Origin of the sequence: Rhodobium orientis, from assembly GCF_003258835.1 — a bacterium.
Classification (GTDB): Bacteria; Pseudomonadota; Alphaproteobacteria; order Rhizobiales; family Rhodobiaceae; genus Rhodobium; species Rhodobium orientis.
On record NZ_NPEV01000011.1, the window covers coordinates 82254 to 103194 of the forward strand.

23 protein-coding genes are annotated in these 20941 nt (G+C 65.4%); 17 read left to right on the plus strand and 6 right to left on the minus strand.

The window, feature by feature from the left end:
* The first annotated feature begins 150 nt into the window (after positions 1–150).
* From CH339_RS07650 to CH339_RS07690, 11 genes are all read left to right on the plus strand, one after another.
* Positions 151–306 (plus strand): light-harvesting protein, encoded by a 156-nt coding sequence (locus tag CH339_RS07650; protein ID WP_111433748.1) that lies wholly within the window; start codon positions 151–153, stop codon positions 304–306.
* A gap of 12 nt (positions 307–318) precedes the next feature.
* On the plus strand, positions 319–555 hold the full coding sequence (locus CH339_RS07655; RefSeq protein WP_111433749.1) for a light-harvesting protein: 237 nt from the start codon (positions 319–321) through the stop codon (positions 553–555).
* A 278-nt stretch (positions 556–833) separates the two neighbouring features.
* On the plus strand, positions 834–2237 hold the full coding sequence (locus CH339_RS07660) for a PucC family protein (protein WP_111433750.1): 1404 nt from the start codon (positions 834–836) through the stop codon (positions 2235–2237).
* Positions 2238–2401: 164 nt separating this feature from the next.
* Positions 2402–3763 carry a TrpB-like pyridoxal phosphate-dependent enzyme gene (locus tag CH339_RS07665; protein ID WP_111433751.1) on the plus strand — a complete coding sequence of 454 codons (1362 nt, stop codon included), beginning with the start codon at positions 2402–2404 and terminating at the stop codon, positions 3761–3763.
* 83 nt (positions 3764–3846) lie between these two features.
* The gene (locus tag CH339_RS24280) at positions 3847–4392 is read left to right on the plus strand and encodes a hypothetical protein (protein WP_146610134.1); all 546 of its coding nucleotides are present in this window, start codon (positions 3847–3849) and stop codon (positions 4390–4392) included.
* A 172-nt stretch (positions 4393–4564) separates the two neighbouring features.
* Positions 4565–5572, plus strand: a complete 1008-nt coding sequence (locus CH339_RS07670; protein WP_111433752.1) for a P1 family peptidase — start codon at positions 4565–4567, stop codon at positions 5570–5572.
* A gap of 104 nt (positions 5573–5676) precedes the next feature.
* Positions 5677–6570: a DUF2259 domain-containing protein gene (locus tag CH339_RS07675; RefSeq protein ID WP_111433753.1), complete on the plus strand. Its 894-nt coding sequence runs from the start codon at positions 5677–5679 to the stop codon at positions 6568–6570.
* Positions 6571–6633: 63 nt separating this feature from the next.
* Positions 6634–7194: a hypothetical protein gene (locus CH339_RS07680; RefSeq protein ID WP_146610135.1), complete on the plus strand. Its 561-nt coding sequence runs from the start codon at positions 6634–6636 to the stop codon at positions 7192–7194.
* A gap of 76 nt (positions 7195–7270) precedes the next feature.
* Entirely contained in the window at positions 7271–8578 is a 1308-nt protein-coding gene (purB, locus tag CH339_RS07685; RefSeq protein WP_111433755.1) for an adenylosuccinate lyase, read from the plus strand.
* 74 nt (positions 8579–8652) lie between these two features.
* Positions 8653–8826, plus strand: a complete 174-nt coding sequence (locus tag CH339_RS24625) for a hypothetical protein (protein WP_170138441.1) — start codon at positions 8653–8655, stop codon at positions 8824–8826.
* 306 nt (positions 8827–9132) lie between these two features.
* Complete coding sequence (locus CH339_RS07690; protein ID WP_111433756.1) at positions 9133–9693, plus strand: RBBP9/YdeN family alpha/beta hydrolase; 561 nt, start codon at positions 9133–9135, stop codon at positions 9691–9693.
* A gap of 194 nt (positions 9694–9887) precedes the next feature.
* Here the strand turns inward: CH339_RS07690 and CH339_RS07695 are convergent, their stop codons facing one another.
* The 3 genes from CH339_RS07695 to CH339_RS07705 all read right to left on the minus strand — a co-directional run bounded on the left by CH339_RS07695 (position 9888) and on the right by CH339_RS07705 (position 11486).
* Complete coding sequence (locus CH339_RS07695) at positions 9888–10103, minus strand: hypothetical protein (RefSeq protein WP_111433757.1); 216 nt, start codon at positions 10101–10103, stop codon at positions 9888–9890.
* 136 nt (positions 10104–10239) lie between these two features.
* The gene (locus tag CH339_RS07700; protein WP_111433758.1) at positions 10240–11016 is read right to left on the minus strand and encodes an HpcH/HpaI aldolase family protein; all 777 of its coding nucleotides are present in this window, start codon (positions 11014–11016) and stop codon (positions 10240–10242) included.
* 146 nt (positions 11017–11162) lie between these two features.
* A complete protein-coding gene (locus CH339_RS07705) occupies positions 11163–11486 on the minus strand; it encodes a DUF1476 domain-containing protein (protein WP_111433759.1) in 324 nt (107 codons plus the stop codon).
* A 310-nt stretch (positions 11487–11796) separates the two neighbouring features.
* Between CH339_RS07705 and purC the strand changes: the two genes are divergently transcribed.
* The 3 genes from purC to CH339_RS24630 are packed head-to-tail and all read left to right on the plus strand — an operon-like array spanning position 11797 to position 13011.
* On the plus strand, positions 11797–12561 hold the full coding sequence (gene purC / locus CH339_RS07710; protein ID WP_111433760.1) for a phosphoribosylaminoimidazolesuccinocarboxamide synthase: 765 nt from the start codon (positions 11797–11799) through the stop codon (positions 12559–12561).
* Between the two features lie 51 nt (positions 12562–12612).
* Positions 12613–12852, plus strand: a complete 240-nt coding sequence (gene purS, locus CH339_RS07715; RefSeq protein WP_111433761.1) for a phosphoribosylformylglycinamidine synthase subunit PurS — start codon at positions 12613–12615, stop codon at positions 12850–12852.
* Between the two features lie 21 nt (positions 12853–12873).
* Positions 12874–13011, plus strand: coding sequence for a phosphoribosylformylglycinamidine synthase-associated small membrane protein (locus CH339_RS24630; RefSeq protein WP_170138442.1), 138 nt, complete (start codon positions 12874–12876; stop codon positions 13009–13011).
* A gap of 4 nt (positions 13012–13015) precedes the next feature.
* Here CH339_RS24630 and CH339_RS07720 read toward each other — a convergent pair whose 3' ends face one another.
* A complete protein-coding gene (locus CH339_RS07720) occupies positions 13016–14062 on the minus strand; it encodes a DUF3592 domain-containing protein (RefSeq protein ID WP_111433762.1) in 1047 nt (348 codons plus the stop codon).
* A complete protein-coding gene (locus CH339_RS07725; RefSeq protein ID WP_111433763.1) occupies positions 14059–15399 on the minus strand; it encodes a hypothetical protein in 1341 nt (446 codons plus the stop codon). The genes CH339_RS07720 and CH339_RS07725 overlap by 4 nt, the downstream gene beginning before the upstream one ends.
* Positions 15400–15544: 145 nt before the next feature.
* Between CH339_RS07725 and CH339_RS07730 the strand changes: the two genes are divergently transcribed.
* The 3 genes from CH339_RS07730 to CH339_RS07740 all read left to right on the plus strand — a co-directional run bounded on the left by CH339_RS07730 (position 15545) and on the right by CH339_RS07740 (position 18622).
* A complete protein-coding gene (locus tag CH339_RS07730) occupies positions 15545–16285 on the plus strand; it encodes a DUF4336 domain-containing protein (RefSeq protein WP_111433764.1) in 741 nt (246 codons plus the stop codon).
* A gap of 31 nt (positions 16286–16316) precedes the next feature.
* Positions 16317–17009 carry a phosphoribosylformylglycinamidine synthase subunit PurQ gene (gene purQ / locus CH339_RS07735; protein ID WP_111433765.1) on the plus strand — a complete coding sequence of 231 codons (693 nt, stop codon included), beginning with the start codon at positions 16317–16319 and terminating at the stop codon, positions 17007–17009.
* A 107-nt stretch (positions 17010–17116) separates the two neighbouring features.
* A complete protein-coding gene (locus CH339_RS07740; RefSeq protein WP_111433766.1) occupies positions 17117–18622 on the plus strand; it encodes a diguanylate cyclase domain-containing protein in 1506 nt (501 codons plus the stop codon).
* A 12-nt stretch (positions 18623–18634) separates the two neighbouring features.
* On the opposite strand, the gene CH339_RS07745 is transcribed toward CH339_RS07740, so the two are convergent.
* The gene (locus CH339_RS07745; protein WP_146610136.1) at positions 18635–20932 is read right to left on the minus strand and encodes a mechanosensitive ion channel family protein; all 2298 of its coding nucleotides are present in this window, start codon (positions 20930–20932) and stop codon (positions 18635–18637) included.
* Positions 20933–20941: the final 9 nt, after the last annotated feature.

A 20941-nucleotide genomic window follows, 5' to 3' on the forward strand; every position in this document is an offset into this window, starting at 1 on the left:
TCATGACACTTTCGACAGTGGCCGCGCCGACCAAGCTTCATGTCGAAAGGACGCTGTGGTGCGTGCTGGCCGACAGGTTGCCCCCCGGAGCGGCAACGTTCCGGAGCCTTTCGGAAAACAGCGTCGATCGAAGCAGATAGGAGTCGACAAATGGAAATCGATCCTGAGAAGGTCTGGCCGTCTGGCTTGACCCTTCCCGAAGCGGAAGAACTGCACAAGTACGTCATCGACGGCACTCGTGTGTTCGGCTTCATGGCCCTCGTGGCCCATTTTCTGACCGCCGTCGCCACCCCGTGGCTCGGGTAAGGGAGGAAAGTTATGAATAATGCACGGATTTGGCTGGTGGTGAAACCGACCGTTGGCCTTCCCCTCTTCCTTGGTGGCGTTGCCCTGACCGCTCTTGGCATCCACGTCGCCGTCCTGGCCGCGACTGATTGGTATCCCGCGTACTGGAATGGCGGTCCGACCGCTGCCCAGACCGTGGTTGCCCCGGTTGCTGCCGAGCCGGCGTCGCTGACGCTGCCGACCGGCGAACAGGCGACCCTGACCTTCTAAGGTTGCGGTCGAAACTGCATCGGGAGTCCCGCTGCAGGAGGATGTCTTCTCCTCGTGAGAGCGCCTTGCGGGAAGGTCAAAGTCATTTTCGGCTTCGTCCTTCCCAAAGCGCTGTCAAGCGGGCTCCCGTTTAGCGGTACGCAAATATCGTCGTTCCAAGCGATGGTATACGGGGCGTCCGGGCGGCACGGTTTCGGACCCTCTTCGGGACGCGGCCGGCGCGGCTCGGGCGTCACCGTTTTACCGAATTCCCGATACTGCCTTCGGATGCTTCGGTCATGAGTCGATTCAGAGACATTGCCCTCAGGAAGCTCGCGAATCTCGGGCCGCGCTACCTGCCGTTCGCCGATGCGGCAACGGAGGAGTTGCCGCTCGGCCGCCTGTTGCGCCTGTCCCTCTTTCAGGTGACGGTCGGCATGGCGCTGGTGCTCCTGGTCGGCACGCTCAACCGGGTCATGATCGTCGAACTGGCCGTGCCGGCGACCATCGTCGGCGTCATGGTCTCCCTGCCGCTGGTCTTTGCCCCGTTCCGCGCCCTGATCGGCTTCAAGTCCGACATCCACACCTCCGCGCTCGGCTGGCGCCGCGTCCCCTATATATGGAAGGGCACGCTGCTGCAGTTCGGCGGCTTCGCCATCATGCCGTTCGCGCTGCTGGTGCTGTCCGGCTTTGCGGAGGCGCACGACGCGCCGGCCTGGATCGGCATTTCCGGCGCCGCGCTTGCCTTCCTGCTCGTCGGCGCTGGCGCCCATATGGTGCAGACCGTCGGCCTCGCCCTCGCCACGGACCTTGCCCCGCCGGAAGATCAGCCGAAGGTCGTCGGCCTCATGTACGTCATGATGTTGCTCGGCATGGGCGCCAGCGCCTTGGTCTTCGGCTGGCTGCTCGACCCCTACACGCCGGCCCGCCTCGTCCAGGTCATCCAGGGCGCCGCCGTCGTCACCGCCGCCCTCAACATCCTCGCCCTGTGGAAGCAGGAGGCGCGCGACCGCAAGCGCGCCATGACGCCGACGGTCAAGCCCGACTTCAACGAATCCTGGCGCGACTTCGTGCGCGGCATCGGCACCCGCACGCGCCTCGTCGCCATCGGCCTCGGCACCACCGGCTTCGGCATGGCCGACGTCATCCTGGAGCCATTCGGCGGCCAGGTGCTCGACATGACGGTTTCAGGCACCACCAAGCTGACGGCCGCGCTCGCCGCCGGCGGCCTCGTCGGCTTCGCCCTTGCCTCCAAGGTGCTGACCAACGGCTACAGCCCCTTGCGCCTTGCCCGCATCGGCGCCGTTGCCGGCATTCCAGGCTTCGTCGCGATCATCATGGCCGCGCCGATGGATTCGCTCGCCCTGCTGGTCGCCGGAACGACGCTCACCGGCTTCGGCGCCGGCCTCTTCGGCCACGGCACCCTGACGGAGACCATGCGCGCCGCACCGAAGCAGCACATCGGCCTGGCGCTTGGTGCCTGGGGCGCGGTGCAGGCGACCTGCGCCGGCGTTGCCGTCACCATCGGCGGCGCCATCCGCGACATTATCCTCGCCATGCCGATCTCCGCCGAATACGGCGCGGCGACGCCCTACTATCCGGTCTTTGCCATCGAGATCGTCCTCTTGATCCTCGCCCTTGCCGTGATGCAGCCGCTGATTTCCCGCGGCATCGCCGTTGCCGGCCGCCAGCCCGCCGAATGACGTAGGCGCGCGGCCCGAAAACGCGCCAAGAGCCGCACGATTGCGGCATCCCTGACGGTTTCCATCAAACGGGCAATCAACTACGGTTGCGTCCCATCCGCCCCGCGCATCCGCCGCGGCGGCAAAAAATCCGGTTTCAGTGACGGGGAGGCTAGGCAACAAAAATGACGGACTCGGTGAAATATTTCCTGCCCGAGGAACGCATTCCGCGCACCTGGTACAACATCATCGCCGACCTGCCGGAGCCGCCGGCGCCGGTGCTCAATCCCGGCACGAAACAGCCGATCGGGCCGGAGGATCTTGCCGCCATCTTCCCGATGTCGCTGATCGCCCAGGAGGTCTCGACGGAGCGCGAGATCGAGATCCCGGACCCGGTCCGCGACATCTACAAGCTCTGGCGCCCCTCGCCGCTGATCCGCGCCCGCCGGCTGGAAGCCGCCCTCGATACGCCTGCAAAGATCTATTTCAAATATGAGGGCGTCAGCCCGGCCGGCAGCCACAAGCCGAACACCGCCGTCGCCCAGGCCTTCTACAACAAGGAGGCCGGCATCACGAAGCTCTCCACCGAGACCGGCGCCGGCCAGTGGGGCTCCTCGCTCGCCTTTGCCGGCTCGCTGTTCGGCCTTGAGGTCAAGGTCTACATGGTCCGCGTCAGCTTCAACCAGAAGCCCTACCGGCGCGCCCTGATGGAGACCTACGGCGCCACCTGCATTCCGAGCCCGAGCGAGGAGACGGAGTGTGGCCGCGCCATCCTCGCCGAGCACCCGGACAGCCCCGGCTCCCTCGGCATCGCCATCTCCGAGGCCGTGGAGGTCGCCGCCCAGAACGCCGACACCAACTACTCGCTCGGCTCCGTGCTGAACCACGTGCTGCTGCACCAGTCGGTGATCGGCCAGGAGGCGATGGAGCAGATGGAGATGGCCGGCGACGAGCCGGACGTCATCATCGGCTGCGCCGGCGGCGGCTCGAACTTCGCCGGCCTTGCGTTCCCCTATATCGGCGCCAAGCTGCGCGGCGGCCCGGCCCCGAAGATCGTCGCCGTGGAGCCGGCCGCCTGCCCGACCCTGTCGCGCGGCAGCTACGCCTATGATTTCGGCGACACCGCCCACCTGACGCCGCTGATGAAGATGTACACCCTCGGCGCCGGCTTCATCCCGCCGGGCTTCCACGCCGGGGGACTGCGCTACCACGGCATGTCGCCGCTGGTCAGCCAGTTGATGGAGCTCGGCGAGATCGAGGCCCGCGCCGTCCAGCAGCTCGGCTGCTTCGAGGCCGGCATCCAGTTCGCCCGCTCCGAGGGCATCGTCCCGGCGCCGGAATCGACCCACGCCGTGCGCGTCGCCATCGACGAGGCGCTGGCCGCGAAAGAGGCGGGCGAGGCCAAGACCATCCTCTTCAACCTCTCCGGCCACGGCCATTTCGACATGCAGGCGTATATGGACTACTTCGCCGGCAAGCTGGAAGACCGCGACTACGACGAGGCGGAACTCAAGCGCTCGCTGGCCGAGCTGCCGGCGGCGGAATAGTCAGTAAGATAAAGCACTTTGGCCAGGATTGAATCCTGGCCAAAAAAAATCGACGCACACCGAACCGAGACGGAAAATCTAAGGTGGCGAGAATTTTCCAATATCCCGAGCGTATCATAGGGCTTTTGTCTGGCTTAATTACGATTTTCGGATTTATTTACAGCCTAAATATCCAAAATTATATAGACTTACGAATACCAGATCTCTCTATTTACTCCTTTTTCTGGAGATCCATAATTTGGATTATATGCGAGGGTTTTTTCGCAATTGGATTTGCCATTCTGATCGTTTTTCTAGCTAGAATTCTTACTAGAATGTTCCTCGAAAAAAGCAAACTAATTACTATAATTACTCCAATTTTTATACTGAGTTTATTTCTCTCAGCTTGGCAAACTATCATTTTTGCAGAGCATTTTTTTGATACAAGCAATTTGGAAATACCGACACGCTATTTTGCCGCGTCATTTAGAAATATTATAGCATTAATTTATTCAATAGTGATATTGTATTTACATGACAGAACGTTTGAAGTGGATGAGCGGCTTGAAAAGGAGGAAAAAGACATAAAATCAGATATTTCATTTGTTGGGTATTTTGTCGTTTTTTGGATAACAGTATTATTTCATTGAATTTGTTTTGTTCCCAAATGTAAGTGAACAATGGCTATTGATGCATGGATTTAGGATTCATCTGGGCAGAATTCGATTGATCTGCGAATATCAACACAATTGAAACTCGTTCAGTTCTGCCTGCCGCTAAATTCAGTCCAATCCTGCCAGTGATTCCGTAACAAAGGCTCCCATGCCCCCCGGCCCGCGCAATCTGATCACCGACGTTCCCGGCCTTGCCGTCGGCAATGCCGAAAACGCGCGCGCCAAGACCGGCACAACAGTCGTCCTCTTCGACGAGCCGGCCGTCGCTTCCGTCAAGGTTCTGGGCGGCGCGCCGGGGACGCGGGAGGCGGCGCTGCTGGAGCCGGAGCAGACGGTGGGCGCCATCGACGCGCTGGTGCTGTCCGGCGGCTCGGCTTTCGGCCTCGATGCGGCCGGCGGCGTCATGGCGCGGCTCGCCGAAAGGGGCCGCGGCTTTGCCGTCGGCAACGCCCGGGTGCCGATCGTGCCGGAGGCGATTCTCTTCGATCTCATGAATGGCGGCGACAAGGACTGGGGCATGACCCCGCCCTTTCGCGACCTCGGCATCACCGCCCTCGACGCGGTCTCGGACGACTTCGCCCTCGGCACGGCCGGGGCCGGCTTCGGCGCGACGACGGCGACCCTGAAGGGCGGCCTCGGCTCGGCCTCCACGGTGCTCGCCTCCGGCCATACGGTCGGCGCGCTCGTTGCCGTCAACGCCCTCGGCTCGGCGACAATCGGCGACACCGGCCACTTCTGGGCCGCTGCCTTCGAGGAGGACGGCGAATTCGGCGGCCTCGGCTGGCCGCGGCCGACCCCGGAGACCGCCCGCGCCATCCGCACCAAATCGGGCGCAAAGCCCGGCACCAGCACGACCATCGCCGTCGTTGCCACCGACGCGATCCTGACCAAGGCCGAGGCCAAGCGCCTCGCCACCGCCGCCCATGACGGCATCGCCCGCGCCCTCTGGCCGGCCCACACGCCGCTCGACGGCGACCTCGTCTTTGCCGCCTCCACCGGCAAGAGGCCGCTCGCCGACCCGGTCGGCGATTCCATCCTGCTCGGCGCTGCGGCCGCAGCAACGCTCGCCCGGGCAATCGCCCGCGGCGTCCATGCAGCAACGGCCGGGCCCGGCGATACGCTGCCGACCTGGCAGTCCCGCTTCGGCAAGGCTTGACCCAGTTTCGCCACGCCGGGATGTTTGGTGGCGGATCAGGCGCCGGTGCTTGACCCGCCGCCCCGGAACTTGACCCGCTAACGAAGACAGGTGATGGAAACCGCATGAGCCGTTCCCGCTACGCGATCGTTGTCTGCGCGATGCTTCTCGCCGCGCTCGGCACGATTGCGCCTGCGGCCCGGGCGGCGGATGCCGCCAAGCGGCACATTTTCGGCTTTTCGCCGGACGGCAAGTATTTCGGCTTCGAGCAATACGGCGTCGAGGACGGCACCGGCTTTCCCTATTCCGATATCTTCCTCATCGACGTGGAAAAGGACGTCTGGGTGAAGGGAACGCCCATCCAGCAGCTCGTGCGCCGCGCCGGCACCGACCTGGAAAAGGTGCGCGAGGCCTCGCGTCTGCGCGCCGAACCGTTCCTCTGGCGGCTGAACGTCGGCACCAAGGGCAACCACGTGCTCGCCGACCCGTCGGAAACGGCCGAGGCCGCCGCCCGCTTCGTGCCGCTGACGGTGCCGGATTCCGACGACGGCGCGGGGCTCGGCAGTGTCCGGCTGAGATTGACCGAATTCGCCCTGCCGGCGGAGGGCTGCGCCACCATCGACGAGCCGACCAAGGGCTTCGTCCTGGTGCTGGAAGACGCCGCCGGCCAGCCGGTGCGCATCCTGGAAGAGGACACCGAAATCCCGCGCTCGCGCAAATGCCCGATCCATTACGGCATTTCCGACGTGGTCGTGCTGCCGCGCAGCGGCGAGGGCCCGGCCCTCATCGTCATCGTCTCCATCTACCGCTACGGCTTTGAAGGCCTCGACCGGCGCTTCATCGCCATCGGCACCGCCTTCGACGCCAACCCGACCGCCGGCCTTAGTTCCGAACCGGCAGAGGCCGCGCCCGACGACGCCGCACCGGCACCCGAGCCCGCTGCGGCGCCGACCGATACCGTCACCGACGTGCCGACGGCTCCGGCCCTGCGCCTTCGCCGCGGCGCCGAGCAGCGCTGACCCTATTGTCTTCGCCGGATACGGAACGGCAACCTCTTTAGAGTAAGACCAAAGACGATGGACATGGCGATGGACCGACGGGATGCGGATACGGCACCCGCGACGAAGTCCGGCGGCGCGCCCGCCGGCCTGCTTCGTGCGGCGCTCACGCGCGCCCGTACCGCGCTCCTTCCGGCCCTTGCCTTCGCGCCCGCCTATGCCGGCGGAGTGGTCGTCGCCGTCGCCCTCCACCTCTACTGGCGCGAGACGGCCTTCAACACCCGTACCGGCGCGATCCTCATCCTCTTTGCCCTTGGTGCGCTCCTCGGCGGCTTCCTCGCCTATGTGCTGGCAGCGACCGTTGCCGGCGCCCGGCCGTTCTCCGCCCGCCTGGCCGCCATCGCCGTGGCGCTCATGGCGATCACGGCCGGCGTCACCGCCTTCCTCTTCTTCCTGCAGTTCCGGGTCTATTACGCCCAGTGGCACAGCGACCATTTCGGCCGGCTCTGGCTGATGCAGATGGCCTACACAGGGGCGACGGCGGTCTACATCTTCATGTCCAGCGGACTGAAGCTGATCCTGCCCTTCGGCTTGCCGGTGCTCTTTGCCGCCGCCTGGGTCTTTGCCCGGCGCAAAGGGCGGTAGCCGGGCGCATTGTCGCCGTCCGGATCATCTGCTAGACCGCAGCCTTCTCATCATCCATTCAGTTTGAGGACACGCGATGATCCCGCGCTATTCGCGCCCCGAGATGGCGTCGATCTGGTCGCCCGAGACCAAGTTCCGTATCTGGTTCGAGATCGAGGCCCACGCCGCCGACGCACAGGCCGAGCTCGGCGTCATCCCCAAGGACGCGGCGAAGATCATCTGGGAAAAGGGCGGCCCGGCCACCTTCGATGTCGAGCGCATCGACGCCATCGAGCGCGAGGTCAAGCACGACGTCATCGCCTTCCTCACCCACCTTGCCGAGATCGTCGGCCCCGAGGCGCGCTTCGTCCACCAGGGCATGACGTCGTCCGACGTGCTCGACACCTGCTTCAATGTCCAGCTCGTGCGGGCCGCGGACCTGCTTCTCAAAGACATGGATGGCTTGCTTGAGGCCCTGAAGCGCCGGGCGCTGGAGCACAAGGACACGCTCACCATCGGCCGCTCCCACGGCATCCACGCCGAGCCGACCACCTTCGGCCTGAAGCTCGCCCAGGCCTATGCCGAGTTCGCCCGCTGCCGCGCGAGGCTTGAGGCCGCCCGCGCCGAGGTCGCCACCTGCGCCATCTCCGGCGCCGTCGGCACCTTCGCCAACATCGATCCGAGCGTCGAGGAGCACGTGGCGGAAAAGATGGGGCTCGTCGCCGAGCCGGTTTCCACCCAGGTCATTCCGCGCGACCGCCACGCCATGTTCTTTGCCGTCCTCGGCGTCGTCGCCTCCTCCATCGAGCGGCTGGCGACCGAGATCCGCCACCTGCAGCGCACCGAGGTGCTGGAAGCGGAGGAGTACTTCTCGCCGGGCCAGAAGGGCTCCAGCGCCATGCCGCACAAGCGCAACCCGGTGCTGACGGAAAACCTCACCGGCCTTGCCCGCATGGTCCGCGCCTATGCAATGCCGGCGATGGAGAACGTCGCCCTGTGGCATGAGCGGGACATCTCTCACTCGTCCGTTGAGCGCATGATCGGTCCGGACGCCACCGTGACCCTCGACTTCGCGCTTTCCCGCCTCACCGGCGTCGTCGACAAGCTGGTGGTCTACCCGGAGAACATGCAAGGCAATCTCGACCGCCTCGGCGGCCTCGTCCATTCCCAGCGCGTGCTTTTGGCGCTGACCCAGGCCGGCGTTTCCCGCGAGGACGCCTATCGCCTGGTCCAGCGCAACGCCATGAAGGTCTGGGAAGAGGGCAAGGATTTTCTGACCGAGCTGAAGGCCGACAAGGACGTCACCGCCGCCCTCACCGAGGCCCAGATCGAGGAAAAATTCGACATGGGCTACCACACCAAGCATGTCGACACGATCTTCCGGCGGGTGTTCGGAGACACCTGAACGGCCGACGCGGCCGGGAACCCTTTCCAGCCGCACCGCGTTGTCTGCCCATTGCAAGATGGGAGAACGACACAATGGCCGATCGTGAAATCATTCGGACCGAACGCAGCAGCGGAGCCGGCTGGTTCATTGCCGGAATGCTCGTCGTCCTCATAGTTGGCGCCGGCGCGCTCTACTATGGCGGCGTCTTCGACAAGCAGGAGGCAGACATCAACCTGTCTGTCGAGGTCCCGAAGCTCGGGCAGTAGGGGACCTAGGGTCCCGTCTACGACATTTCCGAGCGAGGAAGCCGGCTGCAAGCCGGCTTTTTCGTGTCCGGACCTGCGGTTACCTGTCGACCCTTGCATTTTTCCGCCTTTCGGGGTTTTTCCTGTAGGGCGGCTCTTAGGACGGAGTCATCCGACGTTCTCTATCTATTTGTCTGTGCGCGCATCGTTGTCCCGACATCGGGTCCCGCTCATGGGAGACACGCCCTGGAACAGGGTGCATCAGCCTTGGCAAATCCAACGCGCTCCGACATCAGCCCTCCCGACGAAAACCACACGAGTATCCCCATGAAAGCCGCCGAGGCCAACCTCCTGATCCTGCCCGATTGCGGCAATGCCGATGACGACCACTGGCAGTCGCGCTGGGAGCGCAAGCTCTCCACCGCGCGCCGGGTGGTGCAGGACGACTGGAACTGCCGCAACAAGACCGCCTGGGTCGAGCGCATCGTCGAAGCCGTCGAAGCGGCCGGCAAGCCGGTGGTGTTCCTCGCCCACGGGCTCGGCATCGCCGCCATGGTCCACGCCGCGCCGCGGCTCTCGCCGGAAAAGGTCGCTGCGGGCTTCCTCGTCGCCCCTGTCGATGTGGAGGACGGCCTGATGCCGGAGACCGCCGACCCGGCGCTGGCGCCGCTGTCGCGCGATCCCCTGCCCTTCCCGTCGATGCTGGTCGCCAGCCGCACCGATCCGGCCTGCAGCTTCGAGGCCGCCGACGAACTCGGCCACGCCTGGGGCTCCTTTGTCATCGACGCCGGCGATGCCGGCCATCTCGACAGCAAGAGCGGCCATGGCCCCTGGCCGGAAGGCTCGCTGACCTTCGCCAGGTTCCTGTCCAGCATCCGCCGGGCATAATTATCACGCGCCGGAAAGCGGGTTTTCCAGCCGACCAACGCCGTCAGGCGCCGCAAGCCCGAACCGGTGCCGGCGCCGATGCACCGTAAGGCCTGCGTGGCGCATGCCCGACCGAACAAGCGACCAAACACCAAAAACGGCCGGCGTCGCCGCCGACCGCTTCTGCCATCTCAGCCCCCCGGGAATAGTCGATATCAGGCCGAACGACGGCCGAACGCCGTGACCACCTTCTTGGCGACGATCCACGCCACGGGAATGGCGATCACGAAGCCGGCGATCGCCAGCCCGATAAGCATGATCCTGTTGTCCGTCGGCTCGTTGGCGTTGCCGATCGCCAGGCCGGCGGTGAACAGGATGCCCGCCAGGGTCGGCGCAATCACAATCCATAACATCAATGCGATCTTGAACATTTCCCTCTCCGTTCGCTCCGGATATCCCCGTCATCACGACTTTTGAATAAAAAAACGATTTTGGATTTGATCTAACTCAAAGGGAGGCGGCCATCGGGACGATCCGTCGCAGCATTTTCCCGCAGATGGCGGAGTTCTATCGGCCGATTTTTTCCAGCAATGCCTCGCTGCCGGCGCGCAGGATCGAGGCGTCGCTGCCGAGCGCGATCAGCCGGTAGCCGAGGTCCATCGCCGTGCCCGCATGGCCCACATTGGAGCAGAAGATGCCGGCGATCTTGCCGCTGTCGCGGACCCGCTCGGCGATCTCGCCCGTCACCATCATCACCCGCTCGCCGGTCGGATCGAGCGCGGCACCGTCGGAAAGCGCGATGGACAGGTCCGACGGGCCGACGAAGACGCCGTCGATGCCGGCAACGCCGAGGATGGCCTCAAGCTCCGCCACGCCTTCCCGGCTCTCGATCATGGCAAGCGCCAGCGTCTGCCGGTTGGCCGTGGCGAGATAGGCATCGGGGTCGGAGCCGCCGGCGATCGCCATCGCCCGGTGCGGCCCCCAGCTCCGGCTGCCGACCGGGGCGAGCTTCATGAAGTCGGCGAATTTTCGGGCGTCCTCATAGGAATTGATCATCGGCGCGATAACCGCCGCGGCGCCGAAATCGAGCGCCCGGCTGGTCGCCGCAAAATCACCGACGGGCACCCTGACGATCGCCGGCTTGCCGGCGAGCCGGATCGCGGCGATCCCCCGATGCACCGATTCCATGGTGTGGAAGCCGTGCTGCATGTCGAGGGTGACCGCATCGTAGCCGGCTCGCGCCATGGTTTCCGCCACCAGCGGCTCCGGCAGCGACGACCATCCCGTGATGACCGTTTCGCCCGCCCGCAGGGTCTCGCCAAGTGAGGAGATGATATCGGTCATGGTGCCACCCTTCGAAAAATGCGGGCTATCGGCCCGCCTTGGGGCGCGAGTATAGAACGGGCGGCGGGAAAAAGGGGACGGCCGCGGCGCGACATCGGCGCCCGGCCGGCACCGGACGGCCGCCAGAGGGCGCCGAAAAGCGGTATTCAGACTTCCGAATTGATCTGCTGCATGGCGACAACCATGAGTTCGTTCATGGTGCGGCGGATCTGGTGCTCGGACTGCGCGACGCCGGCGGCCTCGAAATCGCCGTGGATCTTGCGATAGACGTCTTCCTCGCCCGGTTCCTCGAAATCGGCCCTGACGACTTCCTTAGCGTATTCGTCGGCCTCATCGCCACTCTTGCCGAGCTTTTCGGCCGCCCACAGGCCGAGCAGCTTGTTCCGCCGGGCGATCGCCCGGAAGCGTAATTCCTCGTCATGGGCGAATTTCTTCTCGAACGCTTCTTCGCGTTTGTCGAAAGTCGTCATCCGAGGCGTCTCCCTTCAACGGCCTTATTACGTGTTGTTCTACTGCGGTCGCCGATGCCTCTTGCATATCCATCACATTCGCATAAATCAACGCTTGAGGACCGAAACGCCCGGCTTTTTGCCATTGGCGATTCGCAGTGATTGTGCATTTCCTCAGGATCGGTTAGGTTCCGCCCTCGTTTCGCAAGGGCCGACCGATTCCAAAGCAGCCGGTATCGCTCGAATGGAGGGCGCGCCGGGCAAAAGGTCCGTCGCCCGCCCGAACGGACATCCAACACAACTCTGGCCAAGACAACTCTGGTAACAACGCATGAACCGTCGCCGCCGCATATACGAAGGCAAGGCCAAGATCCTTTATGAGGGTCCGGAGCCGGGCACGCTGATCCAGCATTTCAAGGACGACGCCACCGCCTTCAACAAGAAGAAGCATGACATCATCGACGGCAAGGGCGTGCTCAACAACCGGATCTCGGAGTTCGTCTTCAATCACTTGAACGAGATGGGCATCCCGACCCACTTCCTGCGTCGCCTCAACATGCGCGAGCAACTCATCCGCGAAGTTGAGATCATTCCGCTGGAAGTGGTGGTGCGGAACGTTGCCGCAGGCTCGCTGTCCAAGCGCCTCGGCATCGAGGAAGGCACGCAGCTCCCGCGCTCCATCATCGAGTTCTATTACAAGAACGACGAGCTCGACGACCCGATGGTCACCGAGGAGCACATCACCGCCTTCGGCTGGGCCAACCCGCAGGAGATCGACGACATCATGGCGCTCGCCATCCGCGTCAACGACTTCCTGTCCGGCCTCTTCCTCGGCGTCGGCATCCGCCTCGTCGACTTCAAGATCGAGTGCGGCCGGCTGTGGGAAGGCGACATGATGCGGATCGTCGTCGCCGACGAGATTTCCCCCGATTCCTGCCGCCTGTGGGATATCGAGACCGAGGAAAAGCTCGACAAGGACCGCTTCCGGCGCGACCTTGGCGGCATGCTCGAGGCCTATCAGGACGTCGCCCGCCGCCTCGGCATCCTCAACGACAACGAGCGGCCGCTGAACGGCGGCCCCCGCTTGGTTCAATAAAAGCCTCGTTCAGCAGCTCTCCCAGGAAACAATGAAGCCGGCGAAACGGACATGAAAGCGCGCATCACCGTCACCCTGAAAAACGGCGTCCTCGATCCCCAGGGCAAAGCCATCGAAAAGGCGCTCGCCGCCCTCGACTTCTCCGGCGTCGACGAGGTCCGCCAGGGCAAGGTGATCGACATCGAGCTTGCCGAGACCGACCCGAAAAAGGCCGAGGCCGCGCTGTCGGAGATGTGCGAGAAGCTGCTCGCCAATACGGTGATCGAGAACTACGCCGTCGAGATCCGTTAGGCTGAAGCCGGGAGGCCCGGAATGACCGAAGAGACCCCGCAAGCCGGCACCGCGTCGCAGGACGCCGGCGCCGCCATCCGCTTCCTGGCGATCAAGGCGGCGATCTTCATCGGCATCCCGATCGTCGCCTCGGTCATCGCCGTCGTGGTGATGCTCTAGCGTTCTAGAACCAGCTTCTGCGCCGCTCGACCGGACCGCTGCTGCGCGGCGGAGCGTTCCGTACGCGGTCGCGGAACGCCGCCACCGGATCCTGGCCGGCCCGCCCTTTCATAGCCCCCGCATCGCCGGCAAGCCGCGTCCGTGGTTCGTCTTTCGGCGGGGACTGCCGGACATCGCGGGCGCGCTTGACGACGCCGCGTGCCGGCGACGGCGCGCCGACGAGCCGCCGGCGCCAGCGTCCGGCGCCATAGGCAACGGCAAACAGCAGCAGCGGCACCATCACCGAGCCAGACGCAACGTGCCAGTAGTTGGTCTGGCGCTTGACGAACCGTTCCGGGTTGTCCGGGTCGTAAGCGATCGGCAACTTGTCGCCGATGGCGACCCTGCCATGCGCCACCTTGTATTGCCGGACCTCCAGGCCCTGGAACGAGCCGTCGTCCAGCGGATATCGGATCGTCAGCACCGGTACGACCTGCCGGGACGCCACCTTGTCGCGCCGCAACTCGCAGACCGCCTCGTCGAGCAGCCGGTCCGGCGCGCCGTTCCGTCCCCTCACCAGGCACTGCCGCGTCTTGGCGAGCACTTCAGCTTCCGCCCATCGCCAGTCGGACGCCAGGCCCGTCGCCTCCACGCCCTTGGTGACGATCGCCACCGTGATCATGACGCCGGCAATGAAGAAGACCGCGCTGACGACACCCAGCACCGATGAAAGCCCGAACTTGCCGACAAGGCCGAAGCGGTGCATCAGCCGGTCGAAGGGGTGCTCGTGTTGCGGCGCCGGAGGCGTGCGCGCCTCGGGGTCTGAGGCCGCATCCCGCTCCGCTTCGGCGACGTCCCTCAAGGCCGCGTTGAGGACGAAGCGCAGCACGAAGAGGACGACCGCAAGGCCGACGCCGCCGCTCACCATGCCGCGCCAGAAAAGGATGAGATCGGCGAGGATCAGGACCGGCATCAGGAAGGAGAGCATGCGCACCAAAGGCGACTTCTTCGGGCTTTCTGCGCCCTCGATCTCCCTGGCGTCGATCAGCGGCCTCAGGACGTTCAGGATCATGTGGTCATCCTCCGCCCGAAGCCGCCGCCCGGCTCCGGCGCGTGGGAGCGCGGCGCCGCATTGCGCGGGGGTCGTTGTGCCCCATCGCCATGCCGTGGCGCCTCCGGCACGTCGGCAAAGCCGGCATCCTTTGCCATCCTGGTGATCGCCAGCGACAGATACACTTTCGTCGCCTTGTCCTCGAACGCCTCCGCCTGACGCTTTTCAAAGCGCTTCAGGACCGGCCGGCAGATCAGGCCGACGACGAAGAAGCCGGTCGAGATCGCCAGGAACCACAAGAGCGAGCGCATCAGGCCGGCGTCCGGCGCGATGCTGACCGAAGCGGGTCGGCTCTCGGGGTACTGCACCCGGATCTGCCCGCCGACGCCGGGAAATTTCTCGATGTCGCGCCGGGTCGTCTTCTTGGCGGTCCGCATGGCACCGTCGCCGGCCGTATAGGCAAAACCCACCTCCGTGCGCCGCGTCGTCTTCCAACGAACCTGCGGCAGCTTCGCCATTTCCGCCACCGCATCGGCGCAGTCGACCGTTCGGGCAACCGAGGAAAACGTGCCCTTCTTGTAGGAAATATCGCAGACTTCGCGGATCCCCGTCACCGTCGCCATGGTCGAGACGGAGGCGCTCTCGCCGTAGGAGATGATGCCGTAGCCGATGCCGGCGGCCAGCATCAGCGCCCCGCCGACGTAAAGGCCGAACGTGCCGAAGAAGGCGAGCGGCATCGCCACCAGCGCCTTGCCGAGCCGGGAGCCGAGGCTGTCTGTCGAGCGTGCCTTCTTCACCGCCTCCACCGCCAGCTTCTCCTCGTCGGTCAGGAACCAGAAGGCGGCCTTCCGCAACAGCCAGGCGCCGGCGAGGATGAGGGCGCCGAGGCCGGTCAGCTCCGCAAGGCCGCGGAACCATTTCCAGGTCGGCCCGCCGACGGCGACGTCGGGCCGCGCCGGCCGGTAATAGACCGTCAGCTTCTCGCCGACGGCAACGCTGTCGCGGTGCAGCGCCGTCAGCGCGAAATCGTCGATGACGAGCTTGCCGCCGCCGGGCCGGTAGACCAGCGTTGCAAAAGAAACCTTGCCGACTTTCCAGTTGAGATCCGGGGCCTTTGCCTTGATCGCGCCGACCTCGCCGCAGTCGACGACGCTCTTCTTGCGGTCGTATTTGCCGACCTTGTAGGACATCGCGCACTTGACTGTGACAGCCTGAACCGTTGCGGTGGCCGTCGGCAGCCGCAGCCAGTCGGAGGTCTCCATGATGCCGATGAAGAGGCTCGCAAGGACGACGATGGCGCCAACGACGTTCAGCGAGTTGGAGAGCGATCGCAGGGACCGGAACAGTCTTCGGCGCATCTTGGGAAATCCGCGGGGAGAACGACCTTGCCGCCACCCTACCCCGGCCCGTGCAACACCGGATTAACCTGCCGCCGCCGATTGTACACGTGGTTGCCAAGTTCTTTCCGGCACTGCGGTATTTCGAAAGGAACGACGCCGACCCATGTCCTGCCTGAAGCTCTACGAGCCGATCAACACCCTGAAGGCCATCGGCGACGATATCTGGATCGTCGACGGCCCGAAGATCGACTTCAAGCTCTACGGCCTGAAGCTCCCCTTCCCGACCCGCATGACCGTCATCCGCCTTGCCGGGAACAAGCTGTGGGTCCACTCGCCGACCGAGCTGACGCCGGCCCTGAAGGCCGAGATCGAGGCCATCGGCGAGGTCGCCTACCTCATTGCCCCGAACCGCATCCACTACTGGTGGGTCGCCGACTGGAAGGCCGCCTGGCCGGCCGCGGAGGTGCATGTGGCGCCGAAGGTCAAGGAGCACAGCGGCGGCCGGATCAATGCGGTCGAGGCCGAGCTGGGACCAGAGGCGCCCGCCGCCTGGCGGGACGGCATCGAGCAGGTGCTGGTGCCGGGCTCCTTCATGGCCGAGGCTGTGTTCTTCCACCGCGCCTCACGCACCGTCATCCTCACCGACCTCATCGAGAATTTCGAGCTCGACCGCATCACCTGTTTCTGGCTGCGCTGGCTCATTCGCCTTGCCGGCATCCACCACCCGCACGGCAGGGTGCCGCCTGACCTGCGCCAGACCTTCCGGCTGCAGGGCGATGAGGTCAGGATAGCGGTGGAAAAGATTCTCGCCTGGCCGGCGGAAAAGGTGGTCCTTGCGCACGGCAAATGGTATCGCGAGAACGGCGCCGCCGAACTTGCCCGTGCCTTCCAATGGGCGCTGTGAGCGCGCCGGAGACCAACCCGGAGACCGCCCCATGAAATCCGCCGTCATCGTCTTTCCCGGCTCCAACCGCGACCGCGACATGATGGACGCGCTGACCTGGATCACCGGCACGCCGCCGGTCTCGGTCTGGTACGCCGAGGACAAGGTCCCCGACGTCGACCTGGTGGTCCTTCCCGGCGGCTTTTCCTATGGCGACTATCTGCGCTCCGGGGCGATCGCCGCGCGCGCGCCGGTGATGCCGGACATCATCGCCAAGGCCGATGCCGGCGTGCCCGTCCTCGGCGTCTGCAACGGCTTCCAGATCCTCACCGAAGCCGGCCTGCTGCCCGGCGCCCTGATGCGCAACCGCGGCCTCACTTTCGTCTGCCGCGAGGTCAACCTGAAGATCGACAACGCGGAGACGCTGTTCACCCGCGCCTACGAGCCCGGCCAGGTCATCCGCTGCCCGGTCGCCCACCACGACGGCAACTATTTCGCCGATACGGAGACCCTCGACCGGCTTGAGGGCGAGAACCGCATTGTCTTTCGCTACGCGGACGCCGACGGCGGCATCACCGATGCGGCCAACCCGAACGGCTCCCAGCGCAACATCGCCGGCATCCTCAACGAGGCCGGCAACGTGCTCGGCATGATGCCCCATCCGGAGAACCTCGTCGCCCCGCATCAGGGCGGCACCGACGGCCGCGCGCTGTTCGCCAGCCTCGTGGAAGCGGTTGCGGCCTGAGGCGCGATACGACTATCGAGAAACCGCAATTAACCGGGCGAAAACCATAGTATTTATCGGTTAATTCAGCCCTCTCTGTCAGGATTGCGTCGGACAGGGAGACTTGAATGACGACTTCCGGGGCGGCAACGCCAAACCGCAACCTCGTAAGGCTGATCTATGCGGCCAGCGCGCTGATCGTGCTGCTGTTCGCGGCCTCCAACATATTCGTCCTGCACCAGGCCGGAACGATCGCCGAGGACCTGCGGCGCACGGCCGAGGAAAATCTCGTCAAGAACGAGATCCACCGGCAACTGGAACTCCTCGCCCACGACCAGTCTCAGATCTCCCATTGGGACAAGACCGTCGAGGCGCTGGACACGGACGACATGAACGGTTTCGTCGAGGACGAGATCACCGATTGGCTGTGGGACGATTTCGGCATCCATACGACGGTCATCGTTGCCGTCGACGGGACGCCGCGGGTCACCGTTATCCGCCAGCAGCGCGTACACCCGGACGCCGGTGCGGAACTCGTTGCCGCCAACCGGGACCTCATCGAGACCACCCGCGCCCGCTACATGGCGACGCGGCAGCGGCGGGGCAACGGCTATTTCGTTGTCGACCATCCGGTCCGGTCCGACCGGCCGCTCTATGTCGCCGACCTCCGCAAGGCCCATGGCATGATCGGCGTGGTCGTCGCCCAGACCATCGTGCCGGACGACGACGCCGTCCTGCCCGAGGGCTACCCGCACATCCTGCTGACCTTCAAGCCATTCAACGAAAAGGTGTTTTCGGAGATCGAGCAAAAGCTCGGGCTGACCGGTTTCCGCATCGTCGAGGCCGGCACCGACCTCGGCGCGATCGAGGGCGAGAGGACCCGGCTGGCCATCCCGATCGTCGAGGGCGGCCAGATCTTCGAGGCCGTGTGGCAGCCGGCCGCGCCCGCAAAGACGATCTGGCACCGCGCCCTGCCCCACGCCACGATCCTGATGGCCGTCGTCGTGCTCATCCTCCTCATCATCGTCTGGCGTTATGCCCGCACCTTGCGCGCCCTGCAGGCGAGCGAGGAGGAAAACCGGCGCCTTGCCTTGCACGACGCCCTGACGGGCCTGCCCAACCGGCTGCAGTTCGACCAGGCGCTGGAGCAGATCGTCGATGCGGGCGCGGAAGACCGCTGCGCCATCCTTTGCCTCGACCTCGATCGCTTCAAGGCCGTCAACGACACCTACGGCCACCACGCCGGCGACACGGTAATCATCGCCATTGCTCGGCGTATCGCCGATTGCGTCGGCGCCAACGGCATGGCGGCCCGCACCGGCGGCGACGAGTTCATCATCCTGTTGCGCCAGAAGCTCGACCGCGACGACGTGCTGTGGCTCTGCGACAGCCTCATCGACAGCGTCTGCAAGCCCATCATCTTCGAGGGTGGCACGGCGAGCGTCGGCGCCAGCATCGGCGTTGCCTGGTGGCCGGACGACGCCCGCACCACCAAGACCGTCATCCGCAACGCCGACGAGGCGCTCTACCGGGCCAAGGAACGCGGACGCGGCCGCACCGTCTGCGCCGATGAACTGCGCGAGGAGGCGAACCGTCCGCGAAAGGTCCTGACGCCCGCCACCCGTCTGGCTTAGAACCGGAAAGCGTCACCGGTCGTCGGCAGGCCTTTGCGGCTTGCCGGCCCCCTCGATCGCCGGTAGCACGGCACCGGCGACGGCTTCCTTCTGTTCCGTCGTCAGCGGGTGGGCGTCCTCGCCGCGGTCGTCGGCGAGCCGCACCGTCACCTCGCGGTGGGCGAACTTGATGCCGTTTTCCTCGAAAACCTCGCGGATCCGCGAGTAGACCTTGCGCTTGACCAGGAACTGGTCGCCCGGCTTGGTCATGAACTTGACCCGGATGATCATTGCCGAGTCCTCCATGACGTTGACGCCCTGGGACTTCAGCGGCTGCAGGAAGAAGTGGCCGATCTCCGGGTCTTTCAGGAGCTCCTGGCCGAGCTCCTTGATCAGCTTGCGGACCTTTTCCACGTCGGTGTCGTAGGTCACCCGGAGCGGCAGCTTCATCAGCACCCAGTCTCTGGAATAGTTGGTGAGCTGCTTGATCTCGCCGAACGGCACCGTGTTGAGCGGACCGTTGTGGTGGCGGAGCTGGAACGAGCGGATCGAGATCTTCTCCACGATCCCCTTCACAGACCCGATGTCGATGTACTCGCCCTTGCGGAACGCATCGTCGATCAGGAAGAAGGCGCCGGAAAAGATGTCCCGGACCAGCGTCTGCGCCCCGAAGCCGACGGCAAGGCCGACGACGCCGGCGCCGGCAAAGAGCGGCCCGATGTCGACGCCGAGTTCGGACAGCACGATCATCGCCGCAATGACGACGATGGAAACCAGCAGGAAATTGCGAAACAGCGGCAACAGCGTCGCCAGCCTCGAGCCGCCATGGCCGCCGATCTCGCCGGCGACGGCCGCCACTCCCGGTTCCTCCTTGGCGATCTCGTGGTCGATCCAGATCGCCGCCGCCCGATAGACCAGATAGGCGACGAAGACGGCGATGGAGAGTTCCACCAGCCGGTTGCCCCAGCCGCTGTCGTCGACGAAATCCAGCTCCCAGATCTCGGCGACGACGGCAAAGGCGCCGATCACGACGAGGATCATCGCGCCGTGCTCGATCAACCCCTTGAAGCCGGCGCGCAGATCCGGGATTTCGGCCGCGTCGTCCTGCACAGCGTCATCATCGCCGACCTCCGTCGGCGCAGGCGCGGCCTCGGGCCGCTCCGGCAGGAAGCGGTCGATGATGAGCAGGAACACTGCATAGAGCGCGACGGCCCCGACCGCGGCATAGATCGGCGCCGCCACCAGGCCGTCGGCCGACGGAAGGCCGAGCAGGAGGCGCACCGAGCGGGCGAACCATGCGACCGCGATATAGAGGATGGCGATCAGGTACCAGTGGCGGGCGACCACCGACAGAAGCGTGGCCCCACCGCCCTCGACCGCAGCCGGATAGAGCGCCCCGGCAACGGTGCGCCGGTGGACGACGGCAAGGATGCAAAGGACGACGGCCGAGGCCAGCGTGGTTGCGATGACGACGAGCTTCAGGGCGTTTGCGTCGATGCCGAGCACCGCGACCCAGCGCCCGAACGCAACCGCGGCGACGACCAGCACGGTGGCGATCATGGCATCGCGGTAGAGCCGGCGCGCCGCCGCCTCCGTCAGCCGCGGCGTGCGGTAGGCCGGCCGGTCCGGAACGATGAGGTTATAGAGGACCACATGGGCGACCAGGACGACGGTCGCGCCAAGCACCGCGGTCTCCGCCGTCACCCGCGTCGCCTCGTCGGCACCTGCGGCAAAGGAGGCGATGACGATGGCAACACCGAAGAAGAAGGCGACGGCGACGGCCATCCAGGCGGCCCGGGCGAGCAGGTAGCCGACCCGTTCGGACCGGCGGCGCGGCGTCTCCGCAAAGTGCCGCAGGAACTGCCGCCGGCCCCAGCGGTCGAGCAGCCGCCGCAACAGCTCACCGACGGCAATGGCGATCGCCGCGACGATAAGGGCGTGCGGCAGCCATCGCCTTGTCTCCGTCGAACCGGCCCGCTCCACGGTCCGCGCAATGCTTGCCGAAAGCCCGCCCGTCTCGGCGACGATGCGCTGCATTTCGCGCCGCGCCGCCTCGAATTGCGTCGCCAGTCCCGCCCGCTCGGCCTTTGCCGCGGTCGCCGCGGCGCTCTCGGCCTTCGGCTCCACGACGATGACGGTGGCGCCGCTCTGGCGTGCCTTTTCCAGCACCGGCGCCAGCGCCTTGGCGAGATCGGACGAGCCCTCCGCGGCAAGCGCCGGGAAGGCGGTAAAAAGGCAGATGACCAGGATACCGAGTGCCCCGGCAAGGCGCACAGCGCGCGGCCAATCGTGCTGCACAGGGCGCCGCCCAAGGAGCTGCAATGACGACATCTGACGGAC

Coding starts and splice junctions, on each gene's coding strand:
- CH339_RS24625 (WP_170138441.1), top strand. CDS start 8,653: ATGGCCGATCGTGAAATCATTCGGACCGAACGCAGCAGCGGAGCCGGC.
- CH339_RS07675 (WP_111433753.1), top strand. CDS start 5,677: ATGAGCCGTTCCCGCTACGCGATCGTTGTCTGCGCGATGCTTCTCGCC.
- CH339_RS07700 (WP_111433758.1), bottom strand. CDS start 11,016: ATGACCGATATCATCTCCTCACTTGGCGAGACCCTGCGGGCGGGCGAA.
- CH339_RS07745 (WP_146610136.1), bottom strand. CDS start 20,932: ATGTCGTCATTGCAGCTCCTTGGGCGGCGCCCTGTGCAGCACGATTGG.
- purB (WP_111433755.1), top strand. CDS start 7,271: ATGATCCCGCGCTATTCGCGCCCCGAGATGGCGTCGATCTGGTCGCCC.
- CH339_RS07655 (WP_111433749.1), top strand. CDS start 319: ATGAATAATGCACGGATTTGGCTGGTGGTGAAACCGACCGTTGGCCTT.
- CH339_RS07665 (WP_111433751.1), top strand. CDS start 2,402: ATGACGGACTCGGTGAAATATTTCCTGCCCGAGGAACGCATTCCGCGC.
- CH339_RS07660 (WP_111433750.1), top strand. CDS start 834: ATGAGTCGATTCAGAGACATTGCCCTCAGGAAGCTCGCGAATCTCGGG.
- purQ (WP_111433765.1), top strand. CDS start 16,317: ATGAAATCCGCCGTCATCGTCTTTCCCGGCTCCAACCGCGACCGCGAC.
- CH339_RS07725 (WP_111433763.1), bottom strand. CDS start 15,399: ATGCGCCGAAGACTGTTCCGGTCCCTGCGATCGCTCTCCAACTCGCTG.
- CH339_RS07730 (WP_111433764.1), top strand. CDS start 15,545: ATGTCCTGCCTGAAGCTCTACGAGCCGATCAACACCCTGAAGGCCATC.
- purC (WP_111433760.1), top strand. CDS start 11,797: ATGAACCGTCGCCGCCGCATATACGAAGGCAAGGCCAAGATCCTTTAT.
- CH339_RS07705 (WP_111433759.1), bottom strand. CDS start 11,486: ATGACGACTTTCGACAAACGCGAAGAAGCGTTCGAGAAGAAATTCGCC.
- CH339_RS07720 (WP_111433762.1), bottom strand. CDS start 14,062: ATGATCCTGAACGTCCTGAGGCCGCTGATCGACGCCAGGGAGATCGAG.
- CH339_RS24630 (WP_170138442.1), top strand. CDS start 12,874: ATGACCGAAGAGACCCCGCAAGCCGGCACCGCGTCGCAGGACGCCGGC.
- CH339_RS07695 (WP_111433757.1), bottom strand. CDS start 10,103: ATGTTCAAGATCGCATTGATGTTATGGATTGTGATTGCGCCGACCCTG.
- CH339_RS07680 (WP_146610135.1), top strand. CDS start 6,634: ATGGCGATGGACCGACGGGATGCGGATACGGCACCCGCGACGAAGTCC.
- CH339_RS07650 (WP_111433748.1), top strand. CDS start 151: ATGGAAATCGATCCTGAGAAGGTCTGGCCGTCTGGCTTGACCCTTCCC.
- CH339_RS07740 (WP_111433766.1), top strand. CDS start 17,117: ATGACGACTTCCGGGGCGGCAACGCCAAACCGCAACCTCGTAAGGCTG.
- CH339_RS07690 (WP_111433756.1), top strand. CDS start 9,133: ATGAAAGCCGCCGAGGCCAACCTCCTGATCCTGCCCGATTGCGGCAAT.
- purS (WP_111433761.1), top strand. CDS start 12,613: ATGAAAGCGCGCATCACCGTCACCCTGAAAAACGGCGTCCTCGATCCC.
- CH339_RS07670 (WP_111433752.1), top strand. CDS start 4,565: ATGCCCCCCGGCCCGCGCAATCTGATCACCGACGTTCCCGGCCTTGCC.